The sequence below is a fragment of the Nonomuraea zeae genome, from assembly GCF_005889725.1.
In the GTDB taxonomy this organism is placed as follows: Bacteria; Actinomycetota; Actinomycetes; order Streptosporangiales; family Streptosporangiaceae; genus Nonomuraea; species Nonomuraea zeae.
The window spans coordinates 1-10,790 of record NZ_VCKX01000369.1 but is presented as its reverse complement, the minus strand read 5'-3'; the positions used below and the strand labels follow the sequence as shown (position 1 = coordinate 10,790).

Sequence of the window (10,790 nt, the reverse complement as noted above, 5' to 3'; positions counted from 1 at the left end):
GAAAAGAGACAGCTGCTCACCGGCCCCACCGCCTGGGTCCACCGCGCCCGCCACAGGCCGGGACCGGCTACCGAACTCCAGGTCCCGAGCCTTCGCGCCACGACCGGCCGTGAGCGGGGGGCGCGGTGGGGTCAGCCGGCCTGGTCGGCGAAGCCGAGGCGGCGGTTCATGGCGATGGCCGAGGCGTTGCGCGGATGGTGGAACGTGGCCAGCCGCCCGTAGCCGGCCGCCCGGACGAACCGGATGGCCAGCAGCTTCAGCGCCAGCGACAGGCCCCGCCCGCGGTACGGCGCCAGCACCCCGGTCATCTCGCTGAACGCGAGCCCCTTGGCGGGCTGCAGCGACGTCGACGACATGCCGATCCACTCGCCCTCGCGGGTCGCCAGGATCACGCCCGCCGGGTCGAACGACGGCACCTCGATCCGCTGCGCGACATACGCCTCGTAGGTGTAGAACTCGCCCCGCTCCGGGATGTCGGCCGAGCACGTCCTGTTGAGGTCGTACAGTGCGCGGCGGTGCTCCGGGGTGTCGCCCAGCTCGGCCAGCGTGCTGAACTCGACACCCGACGCGCGGGCCCGCCCCAGGTACGGCTCGAACGCCGCATCGTCGAACCCGGCCACGTCCAGCTCCAGCCGCACCCAGTCAACCATGCGCAGCACCCTACCGGCAGGCTGCCGCGCGCCCCCGGGGGCGGCTCAGGGACCGGCGTTCGCCGGCTGCGGCTCGGAAGGCTCGGCCACCACCCTGACCTGGTGGAAGACGATGGCCGCGGCGACTACACAGAGGACGGCCGCGCCCCAGAAGACCGCCTCGATCCCCGCCGCCACCCCCAGCGTGCCGGCCAGCGCCGCGCCCACCGGCATCGCGCCGGTGCCGATCAGCCGGCAGGCGGCGTTCACCCGGCCCAGTAGCTCCTCGGGGATGAGCCGCTGCCGCAGCGAGACCGCGATGACGTTGGTGATCGAGTTGGCCGCGCCGAGCCCGGCCGCGGCCGCGAAGACCGCCCACGGTACGGGCGCCAGCATCGGCACGAGGAGCAGCGCTGCGTTGGCCAGGGTGACCGTGCCCAGCATGCGGGTCTCCCCCAGGAGGGCGGCCAGCGGGGCGGCCAGCACCGAGCCGAGCACGGCTCCGACGGCCAGCGTGGTGGCCAGCAGGCCGTAGGTCTCGGGCGTGAGGCCGACGCGGGACTGCGCGCCCACCACCCAGAGCACGAACACCGCGAAATAGGCGCCGTTCGACAGGTTGCTCACCCCGGTGAACACCGCCAGGCCGCGCAGGGCGGCGTGCCGGCCCAGGTGGCGCAGCCCGTCGCGGATGTCACCTCCCAGGCCGCCCCGCGTGGCCTGCTCGACCTTGAAACGACCGCGCATGCCCAGCAGCAGGACTGCCGACAACGCGTACAGCACGGCGACCGTCCCGAAGACCAGCGACGCGGCGAGCCCGGCCAGCAGGCCGGCCAGCGGGGCGCCGAGGAAGTGGTTGCCGAGGGTCTGCGCGGCCGTCAGCCGGCCGTTGGCCGCCGCGAGCCGGTCGCGGCCCACGGTCATCGGCAGCACCGACTGCGCCGAGGTGTCGGCGAACACCTCCCCGGCTCCCGCCAGCAGCACGGCCGCGACCAGCAGGGGCAGGCTCAGCAGGTCCAGCCACGCGGCGACGGCCGCGCCCGCCAGCGTCACCGTCCGGGCCCACGCGGCCCACACCATGATCGCGCGCCGGTCGTGGCGGTCGGCGATCGCGCCCGCGGGCAGCGCCAGCAGCAGCCACGGCAGCGTCGCCGCGGCGCTGACCAGCGAGACCAGCAGCGGCGAGCGGGTGAGGGAGACGGCGAGCAGCGGTACGCCCACCAGCAGGACGCCGTCGGCGAGGTTCGACAGGCCGGCCGACGCCCACAGGAAGTGGAAGCGCCGCCCGAGCGAGGGCCTCTTCGCCGGGGACTCCTTCATCGCAGCCCCCTCCCCTGCGGCCCTCTTCACCGCGACCCCCCGGGCGTGACCGCCGGGATCTCGCCCGCCGTGCCCGCCGAGATCTCGCCCGGCGTGTCCGGCGCAGTCTCCTCCGGCGTGTCCAGCGGGAGCTTCCCCGGCCCGCCGGGCTTGAGGAGCTCGCCGAAGACCTCGACCGCCCGGTCCACCGCCTCAGCCGGCACGCCCGCGTGCGTGACCGCGCGGATGCGGCCGTGCCCGAGCTCCTCCACCCGCACGCCCAGGCGGCCCGCCGCCTCGATGAACGACCGGGTCGTGTAGCGCTCGTCCTGGATCCGGAAGAACACCATGTTGGTGAGCGGCGGCCCGGGATCCAGCCGCACCCCGGGCAGTCCCGCCAGGCCGCGCGCCAGGCGGGCCGCGTTCTCGTGGTCCTCGGCGAGCCTGCCGGTCATCTCGGTCAGCGCCACGATGCCGCAGGCGGCGATGACGCCCGCCTGCCGCATGCCGCCCCCGAGCAGCTTGCGCATCCTGCGCGCGGCCGCGATCGTCGCGCGGTCGCCGGCCAGCACCGACCCGATGGGCGCGCACAGCCCCTTGGACAGGCAGATCTGCACCGTGTCCGCGTGCCGGGCGATCTCGGCCGGGGCGACGCCGAGCGCCGTGGCGGCGTTGAAGAGGCGGGCGCCGTCCAGGTGCAGCGCGACGCCGTACCTCCTGGTCAGGGCGGCGACCTCGGCGAGATAGCCGAGGCTCAGCGGCAGGCCGCCGCACCGGTTCTGCGGGGTCTCCAGGCTGACGAGCGCGGGCAGGGCGAACTGCGGATCGGTACGGTCGACCGCCAGCGCCTCCTCGATGCCGGCCAGGCCGATCGTCCCGTCAGGCAGGTTGGGCAGCGGCTCGTACACGATGCCGCCGCACATCGACGCGCCGCCCGCCTCGTACACGTAAATGTCGGACTCGCGGCCGACGATCGCCTTCGAGCCGCGCGGGCACTGCGCGAGCAGGGCCGTCAGGTTGGCCATCGTGCCGCTCGGCACGAGGCAGGCGGCGTCCTTGCCGAGCAGGGCCGCGGCCAGCTCCTCCAGCCTGGCGACGGTGGGGTCCTCCCCGTAGACGTCGTCGCCGAGCGGCGCCGCGACGGCGGCCGCCAGCATCGGCTCCGTCGGGAGGGTGAAGGTGTCGCTGCGCAGCTCCACGTGGCCGGCGGCGCCGCCTGCGGCGGCCGGGACGTGCAGGTCCATCAGCGTCGTCGTGCCGGTCGTCGTGCCGGTCGTCGTGCGGTTCGTCGTACGGGTCGTCATGCGGGTCTTCATGCGGGTCCCATCGTCGGGTCGAGAAGGAGCCGGAGGCTGCCGAGCGCGCGGTCCAGCGCCAGGTCCAGCTCGGTGTGCGTGGCGGCGTGCGCGATGGCGTAGCCGAGCCGGTCGTAGCTGCTGCGTGCCGGGCGCACCCGCGCGCCCGGCGCGGCGGTGATGGTGACCGCGTCAACCCCGGGCACGGCCAGCGCCTCCGCCACGCCGCCCACGTCGCGCAGCACCGCCTCCCCCTCCCCCAGGCACTCGGGGGCGAGCAGGAACGCGATCCCGGCGGGCGAGTACGTCCGCGGGCACGGCCGGGGCGGCAGGCCGGCCGCCGCCCGCAGGTGGGCGTCGAGCAGGTCGAAGCCGCAGGACCGGGCGACGACCTCCGGGATCATGCCGCCGGCCGGGCGGGCGTTGATCTCCACGATGTAGCCGCGGCCCCCGATGAGCTTCATCTCGATGTGCGTGACGCCGTGGGTGATCCCGACGACGCCGAGGGCCCGGCGGGCGGTGTCCACCAGCACGGCGCTCTCGTCCTCCGTCAGCACCGCCGGGAACACGTGGCCTCGTTCGACGAAGTTGGGCGGGCTGGTGACCCGCTTGGCCACGATGCCCACGCACTCGTGCCGCTCCCCCGAGCTCAGCATCTCCAGGCTGAACTCCGGGCCGTTCAGGTAGCCCTCCACCAGCGCGGCCCGCGCGGCGGGCTGGCCGCGCACGTTCGTGGCCGTGGAGACCACGGCCTCCGCCGCGGTCACCGCCTCCCGCGCCGTCGAGCAGAGCACCACGCCGAGCGAGCCGGTGTCGTCCACCGGCTTGACCACGCACGGCAGCGCGATGCACGACAGGGCGAACAGCACCTGGGTCCTCAGGTCGCGGCCCGCGCCGACCAGCCGGAAGATCGGCGAGGGCAGGTGGGCGGCGGTCAGCAGGCGCCGCATCGCGCCCTTGTTCCGGCACGCGGCCACCGCGTCCGGCGGATTGCCCGGCAGGCCGAGCTCGGCGGCGACCCTGGCGGCGGTGGTGACGTAGAACTCGCTGGTGGTGGTGACCCCCGCCAGGTCGCCGACCAGGGCGGCCAGCCTGGCGGCCAGGTGCTCTTCGTCGTTGGTGTCGCAGGTGACGATCCTCGCCCCGGTCCCGGCCAGCCCGTCGTAGCGGGACGGGTCGGCCGTGGCCAGCACCGGGGTCAGGCCGAGCGCGGTGGCCTTGGCGAAGGCGCGCATGCCGGAGCCGGTGGTGTTCGATTCGACGAAGACCAGGTTCATGCATACTCCCGTTCGCGGCCGAGCGTGGCGTAGCACCAGGTGACAGCCGTGTCCGCGAGGCCGATCCGGGCCGGGCCGACCGGCGGGCGCAGGTCCGTCATGCCGTGGGCGGCCCGGTACTCGGGGTTGTAGATCGTGTGGGCGTACCGGTCGCCCCGGTCGGGGAAGATCACGACCACGGTGGCGTCGGGCCCCAGCCGGCCGCTCAGCCAGCGGGCCACCAGGTAGGCGGAGCCCGAGCTGTTGCCCGCGAACACCTTCTCGCGCGCGGCCAGCTCCAGCGTCCCGGCGAACGCCTCCCGGTCCGACAGCCAGTGGACCTCGTCGATGACCGAGAAGTCGACGTTGGCCGGGACCAGGCTGTTGCCCAGCCCGCTCTGCAGCCGCTTGGGCACGTCCGGCTGGCCGAAGATGGCGCTGCCCACCGCGTCCACGGCGACCACGCGCAGGTCCGGGTTGCCGCGCCGCAGCACGCGGGCCGTCCCGCACAGGGAGCCGCCGCTGCCGACCGAGCCGACGAGCACGTCCACGCGGGGCAGCTCGGACTCCACCTCGCGGGCGAGCGCCTCGTACGCGGCCGGGTTCTGCGGGTTGTCGTACTGCCGGGGCCAGAACGCCCCGGGATTCTCCGCCATGACCGTGCGCAGTCGCTCCAGGCGGGCGCTCTGCCAGCCGTTCGCGGTCATGGCGGGCACGACGTCGAGCGTCGCGCCGAGCGCGTCCAGCTTGGCCGCCGTGATCGGGTCGATCCGCGGGTCGGTCACGATGTGCACCCGGTGGCCCAGGTAGCCGCCGACCAGCGCCACCCCCATGGCGAGGGTGCCGGAGGAGCTCTCCACGATGAGCCCGCCGTCGCGTAAGGTGCCGTCGGCTCTGGCGGCCAGGATCGCCTGCTTGGCGACCCGGTCCTTCATGCCGTAGGGGTTGGCCAGCTCCAGCTTGGCGTACACGGCGGCGTCGCCCGCGGGGCGCAGCCGGAGCAGCGGGGTGCGGCCGATGGCGTCGATGGCGTCCGTTCTCAGTGTCATGGCTTGCTCGTGCTCCTACAGACGATGAGCGGCCGTCTCAGGCCTTCCAGCTCCTTGAGCGCGTGCGCGAGGTTCGCGCCGTGGCGCGGGTGGTCGCGGGCCAGGAGGATGCCCAGGCAGGTGCCGCTGTGCCCGACGACGGTGCCCAGGCCGCCGACGGCGCGGCAGATCTCCTCCACCTCGGCGAGGTGCGGCTTGGGATTGAACGTCTGGAACAGCCGCGCGCTGGCCGCCGAGACGCGGCCGACGGCGGTCAGGTCGCCGTCCCGGACGGCGGCCGTCAGCTCGTCCAGGAGCTGCCCGTAGCGGTCGGCCCAGTGCGGGGGGATGGGCTTGCGGGAGCGGTTGAAGGCGATCGTGTCGACGCTCTCCCCGTCGTCGATGCCCGCGATGGTGAGCTGCGGGAGCGCCCCCATGCGCCGGTGCAGGCGCACCTCGCGGTGGAAGAACGCGGTGATGCCGGGGTGCATCACCCCGTCGGACGGCTCGATCTCGGCCATCAGGCGCTGCAGCAGCCGGTTGGGCAGGTGGAGCCGGAAGGCGGCGTCCACGGCCCGCGCGGTGGCCACCAGGTCGGCGGTGGAGCTGGCCATGCCCTTGCCCTCGGGGAGGGCACTGTTGATCATTAGCCAGCCGCCGGTGTGCGCTCCGTAGTGCGACAGGAGCGCGGTGGCCAGCCGCTGGGACTTGGCCTTGTGCGGGGGCGAGACGATGACCTGGTCGAGCTGGGGGTCGGGCTCGAAGGCGGCCTCCACGTAGAGGTCGACGGGAAAGGTGACGAGGAAGTCGGTGCTCGGGCGCAGGATGCCCTGGAGCAGCTCGCCGAACGTGCCGGGGGCGCGTCCCCTGCCCACGCCGCCGGCTCGTCCCGGCCGCGTGGCCTCGCTCGTCAGCAGGTGGATGGTCATGACAGGCCGCCTGTCTCCGTGCGGGCGGTTGTGGCAGCGCCCGGCTCCGTGCGGGTGCGCGAGGGATCGCCCGGCTCCGTGCCGGTGGTGCGGAGCCAGGCCGTGCGCAGCCGTTCCTCCTGGGCGGCGGCGGTGGCGTCGGCCGCCCGCAGGCGGGCGCGGACCTCGGCCAGGATGGTCTCCACCTGTTCGGGACGGGTGGAGCCGCTGGTGACCCGGCGCGCGAGGCTGGCCTCGGCGTCCAGATCGGCCCGCAGGAGGCCGGCGTCCACGTCCACCTCGTATCCGGCGCGGGCGCAGGCGGCGGCCAGGTCTGCCGCGGTGAGCCGGTTGGGGGTCAGCTCCGCGTCGTCCCCGAGCCGCCGCGCCGCCGCGGCGATCCACGTGCCCACGACGACCTGGGCCGTACGGGCGGGGATCGCGTGGTCGAGGGTCAGCCGGTTGGCGACCGTGGAGGCGGTGGACAGCTCGGCGCGCGCCACCCGGGCCGCCCGCCCGGCGCGGAACCGCACGCCGGAGATCACCAGGTCGGCCAGGCCGAGCATGGTGTCGCAGGTCGTGAAGAGGTCCTCCAGGAACCGGGTGCTCTCCTTGGAGACCTCCACCAGGTTGGTGTAGCCGGTGTTGCGCTGCCCGATCATGAGGTCGACCGCGAGTCCCGTGAGGTGGCCGGTCAGTCCCCTGGCGCGTTCGAGCACGGGGAAGTTGCGCTTGTGCGGCATGGCCGAGGAGATGCCCGCCAGCTCGTCGGGCAGGTCGATGAAGCGGCAGCTCGCCCCGCTCCACCAGATGAGGTCGGTGAGGAAGCGGCTCAGCGTGGTGCCGAGCACGGCCAGCTCGGCGGCCGAGCGCAGGACCCAGGCGCGGGAGGCGACCGAGGTGAGCGCGTGCGGCTGCGGGCCGGCGAAGCCGAGGGCGTGCGCGAGCCGGGCCCTGTCCCAGGGCAGCTCCAGTCCCGCCATGGCGCCGGCGCCGAGCGGGCTGAGGTTCACCGCGTCGGCCAGGGCGTGCAGGGACTCCGCCGCGCCGGTGACCGCCTCGGCGAGCGCGGCCAGGTAGAAGCCGAACGTGATCGGGTGGGCGGTCTGGTGCTGGGTGTAGCCGGGCATGACGGACCGGGTATGCCCGGCGGCGGCCTCGGTGGCGGTCCGGGCCAGGGCCCGTACCGATCCGGCGGCGGCCAATAGGCGCTCGCGGCCGAGCATGAGCTGCGCGCACGCCTGCACGTCGTTGCGGCTGCGGTCCACGTGCCAGGCGGGGGCGGCGCTCGCGGGCAGGCGGGCGTGCACGCTGCGTTCCAGCGCGAACAGGGGGTCGGACATGACCGCCGTACGCTCGGCCGTCACGTCGTCCGGGGTCAGGTCCAGCACGATCCGGCGGATGCGCGCGGCCGTGGGGGCGTCGATCAGGCCCATGCGGGCGTACTCGCCGAGATGTGCCAGCTCGATCCAGGTGTAGTGGCGCAGCAGGCAGCGGATCTCCCAGTCGAACCGCCTGGCCAGCACCGCCTCGTCGACCAGCGCGGCGGGGGCCCGCTCTATCCGTCCTGTCGGAAGCATGAGCTCAACGTGCCAGGGCCGGAGGCCCCGGACCAGGAAGTATGACCGGCGATATCGCCCCGGTAACCCGGACAATGCCGCGGCGAGGGCCGCCGATAATGCCGCCTGCATACGGTTGCCCCATCTTGATCGTGACAGGAGGACGAAGTGACGGCCGCCTTGTTGTCCGAGAGCCAGAGATTCGCTCAGCTCCTGCGCACCCACCGGGATCGGGCGCGGCTCACGCAGGAGGAGCTCGCCGAGCGGGCCCGCATGAGCGTGCGCGCGCTGCGCGACCTGGAACGGGGGCGGACCCGCTTCCCGCACCGCACGTCGATCCGCCGCCTGGCCATGGCCCTTGAGCTGACCGGGCAGGATCGGGTGACCTTCGAGACCAGCCCGCCGCGCGCGCCGGTCGCCCCGTACGCGTCGCCGCGCGCGTGGGAGCCGCCCGCGGTGAGCGACACGATCGTCCTGGCCAGGGTGCCGCTGTTGCGCGAGGTCGAGGACACGGTGTCGGCGGCCTCCGGCGGCGGCGACCCGGCCGTGGTCGTGGTGACCGGCGCGCCCGGGGTCGGCAAGACCACGTTCGCCGTGCAGTGCGCCCACATGCTGCGGGCCCGGCTGGGGGTGGACACCCTCTACGTGGACCTGCGCGGCGACCGGCGTGACGGGGAGGAGCTGCGTGCCGCGGTGCGCGAGGAGCACCTGGACCGGATGCTCGGCGGCCTGCGCTGCCTGCTGGTGACGGATGGCGTCACCTCCGCCGCCCGCGTGCGCCCGCTGCTGACGCTGGGCTTCACCGGCGTGATCGTGGCCGGCGGCGAGCCGCTGCCCGGTCTCGCCGCGACTCGCCGCGTCCACCTGGAGCTCCCACGATGACAGGCATCCGCGTCCTGCTGTGCAACCCGGAGCGGCTGCTCAGGACGGCGTTGAAGGCCGTGCTCAACGCGGATGCCGGCATCAGGGTCGTCGGCGAGGCCGACGACGGGTTCGACGCGGTGTCCAAAGCGCGCGGGCTGCGCCCCGACGTGGCCATCGTGGACGAGGCCCTGTCGGGGCTGAACGGGATCCAGGTCACCGAGCGGCTGAGCGTGGACTCGCTGGCCGGGCAGGTGCGCAGCATCTTCCTGACCGAGCGGCCGGACGCCATGTTCGAGGCGGTCCAGGCGGGGGCCAGCGGGTTCCTGCTGCGCTCCAGCGACCAGGACGAGCTCGTGTGGGCGATCAGGGCGGTGGCGATGGGCGAGGCCTTCCTCGCGCCGCGGGCGGCCAGCATGTTCCTGCGCCGCTTCCGCAGCCGGGGGCTGCGGCAGCACGCCGCCAAGGCGGTCGAGGTGCTGACCGATCGCGAGCGCGAGGTGCTCGTGCTGGTCGCCGACGGGCTGAACAACACCGAGATCGCGGCCAAGCTGTTCGTCAGCGAGGCCACGGTGAAGTTCCACATCTCGAACGTGCTCAGCAAGCTGCAGGTGCGCGACCGCCTCCAGGCGGCGGTGTACGCCCACAAGGCCGGCGTGGTCTGATCCGCCCGCCCGACCGCTCTGCTTGACCTGCTCACCTGTTTGACCTGCTTACTCCGACCGGGTGGCGGGCCGGGGTCTCCGGCGCGTCACCCGGTCGGTCGTTCGGCGCGTCGTGCGCGCCTCATCCGCCCCTCAACCGGTCAGGAACGGGACGATCTGGTCGGCGCAGGGCAGCCGCAGCAGGTCGTGATGCTCGCCGTGGACGACATGCACGTCCAGGTCGGCGGCGATCCTGCGCCAGCCCGCGAGCTGGGCGGTCCGCACCCACGCCGGGTTGCGGTCCCCGGCCAGCAGCGTGACCGGGCCGTCGTAGCGCCGGGGCCGGTAGTCGGCCAGGCCGCGCAGCCCGTCGCGCCAGAGCCGCAGCAGCCGCGGGCCGTACGCCTGGTAGTAGGCGGCGACCTGGTCCGGGGTCATGCCGAGCCCGTCGAAGAGGCCGATGTCCGAGGCGAGCAGCAGCCGCCTGGCCTCGTCGCCGTCGAGCTCGGCGACCCGCTCGATCAGCTCCTCCAGCTCGAGGAGGTCGTCGAGCGTTTCGAGCATGAGCGCGTCGGGGAGCACGGAGTCGATCAGCACCACCCGGGCCACCGGGTGCCCGAGGTCGCGCAGGCGGGCGGCGGTCTCGAAGGCGAGCACGCCGCCGGCCGACCAGCCGGCCAGGGTGACCGGGCGGCCCGGGGCGGGGTCGAAGCCCGCGATCTCCCGCGCGTAGCGGCCGGCCAGGCCGGGGAGCGACCCGGTGTACACGCCGGATTCGAGCGCCTGGAGCCCGTACACCGGCCGGCGCTCCGCCAGGAGCGAGGCCAGGCTCGCGTAGCAGTGCGCGGAGCCGCCGAGCGGGTGCAGGCAGTAGATCGGGGCCGCCCCGGGCAGCGGGCGCGCGCCGCCCAGCCGGGCGATGATCGGCGCGTCCGCCTCGGGCACGTCCGCCTCGGACGCATCCGCCTCGGGCGCGCCTGCCGGGGCGTTCGCGCCCGCCGGGTCGGCGGCGTCCTGGGCGGTCAGGCGGTCGAGCACGTCCGCCGGGTCGGGCAGGGCGGCCGTGACCAGGCGGGTGAGGCCGCTGAGCGTGGTGTCGGCCAGGAAGCGCCGGAGCTTGACCCGTACGCCCAGATGCTCTTCGACCTTGGCCATCAGGCGGACCGCGCCGAGCGAGTCGATGCCGCGCCCGAACAGGTCCTGGTCGGCGTCCACGTCGTCGGGCCCGGTGCCGAGTATGCCCGCCACCAGGTCGGCGATCTGCCGCTCGACGCCCGTGCGGGCCCGGGGCGGCGCGCCGGAGGGCGGCGGGGG

10 protein-coding genes are annotated in these 10,790 nt (G+C 74.4%); 2 read left to right on the top strand and 8 right to left on the bottom strand.

Annotation, left to right across the window (positions count from 1 at the left end):
- Positions 1-131: 131 nt before the first annotated feature.
- From ETD85_RS54965 to ETD85_RS54935, 7 genes are read right to left on the bottom strand one after another with little or no spacing between them, the layout of a single operon-like run.
- Complete coding sequence (locus tag ETD85_RS54965) at positions 132-650, bottom strand: GNAT family N-acetyltransferase (protein ID WP_138697814.1); 519 nt, start codon at positions 648-650, stop codon at positions 132-134.
- A gap of 45 nt (positions 651-695) precedes the next feature.
- Positions 696-1,946: an MFS transporter gene (locus ETD85_RS54960; protein WP_138697813.1), complete on the bottom strand. Its 1,251-nt coding sequence runs from the start codon at positions 1,944-1,946 to the stop codon at positions 696-698.
- A gap of 26 nt (positions 1,947-1,972) precedes the next feature.
- Positions 1,973-3,229 carry a GntG family PLP-dependent aldolase gene (locus ETD85_RS54955; protein WP_240780036.1) on the bottom strand — a complete coding sequence of 419 codons (1,257 nt, stop codon included), beginning with the start codon at positions 3,227-3,229 and terminating at the stop codon, positions 1,973-1,975.
- A gap of 8 nt (positions 3,230-3,237) precedes the next feature.
- Positions 3,238-4,497 (bottom strand): ATP-grasp domain-containing protein, encoded by a 1,260-nt coding sequence (locus ETD85_RS54950; protein ID WP_138697812.1) that lies wholly within the window; start codon positions 4,495-4,497, stop codon positions 3,238-3,240.
- A complete protein-coding gene (locus ETD85_RS54945; RefSeq protein WP_138697811.1) occupies positions 4,494-5,525 on the bottom strand; it encodes a PLP-dependent cysteine synthase family protein in 1,032 nt (343 codons plus the stop codon). Before ETD85_RS54945 ends, ETD85_RS54950 begins: the two co-directional genes overlap by 4 nt.
- Positions 5,522-6,433 (bottom strand): GHMP family kinase ATP-binding protein, encoded by a 912-nt coding sequence (locus tag ETD85_RS54940; protein WP_138697810.1) that lies wholly within the window; start codon positions 6,431-6,433, stop codon positions 5,522-5,524. The genes ETD85_RS54945 and ETD85_RS54940 overlap by 4 nt, the downstream gene beginning before the upstream one ends.
- On the bottom strand, positions 6,430-7,992 hold the full coding sequence (locus tag ETD85_RS54935) for a lyase family protein (protein ID WP_170247368.1): 1,563 nt from the start codon (positions 7,990-7,992) through the stop codon (positions 6,430-6,432). The genes ETD85_RS54940 and ETD85_RS54935 overlap by 4 nt, the downstream gene beginning before the upstream one ends.
- A 147-nt stretch (positions 7,993-8,139) precedes the next feature.
- Between ETD85_RS54935 and ETD85_RS54930 the strand changes: the two genes are divergently transcribed.
- Together ETD85_RS54930 and ETD85_RS54925 are read left to right on the top strand one after the other, a co-directional pair.
- Positions 8,140-8,853: a helix-turn-helix domain-containing protein gene (locus tag ETD85_RS54930; protein WP_138697808.1), complete on the top strand. Its 714-nt coding sequence runs from the start codon at positions 8,140-8,142 to the stop codon at positions 8,851-8,853.
- Complete coding sequence (locus ETD85_RS54925) at positions 8,850-9,497, top strand: LuxR C-terminal-related transcriptional regulator (protein WP_138697807.1); 648 nt, start codon at positions 8,850-8,852, stop codon at positions 9,495-9,497. The genes ETD85_RS54930 and ETD85_RS54925 overlap by 4 nt, the downstream gene beginning before the upstream one ends.
- A gap of 132 nt (positions 9,498-9,629) precedes the next feature.
- Here ETD85_RS54925 and ETD85_RS54920 read toward each other — a convergent pair.
- A partial coding sequence (locus ETD85_RS54920) for a thioesterase domain-containing protein (protein WP_170247367.1) occupies positions 9,630-10,790 on the bottom strand: 1,161 nt, incomplete at its 5' end.

Bases quoted from the DNA above. Each gene is read 5' to 3' on its own strand.
- ETD85_RS54955 (WP_240780036.1), bottom strand. From the start codon at position 3,229: ATGACGACCCGTACGACGAACCGCACGACGACCGGCACGACGACCGGC.
- ETD85_RS54950 (WP_138697812.1), bottom strand. From the start codon at position 4,497: ATGAACCTGGTCTTCGTCGAATCGAACACCACCGGCTCCGGCATGCGC.
- ETD85_RS54925 (WP_138697807.1), top strand. From the start codon at position 8,850: ATGACAGGCATCCGCGTCCTGCTGTGCAACCCGGAGCGGCTGCTCAGG.
- ETD85_RS54965 (WP_138697814.1), bottom strand. From the start codon at position 650: ATGGTTGACTGGGTGCGGCTGGAGCTGGACGTGGCCGGGTTCGACGAT.
- ETD85_RS54945 (WP_138697811.1), bottom strand. From the start codon at position 5,525: ATGACACTGAGAACGGACGCCATCGACGCCATCGGCCGCACCCCGCTG.
- ETD85_RS54960 (WP_138697813.1), bottom strand. From the start codon at position 1,946: ATGAAGGAGTCCCCGGCGAAGAGGCCCTCGCTCGGGCGGCGCTTCCAC.
- ETD85_RS54940 (WP_138697810.1), bottom strand. From the start codon at position 6,433: ATGACCATCCACCTGCTGACGAGCGAGGCCACGCGGCCGGGACGAGCC.
- ETD85_RS54935 (WP_170247368.1), bottom strand. From the start codon at position 7,992: ATGCTTCCGACAGGACGGATAGAGCGGGCCCCCGCCGCGCTGGTCGAC.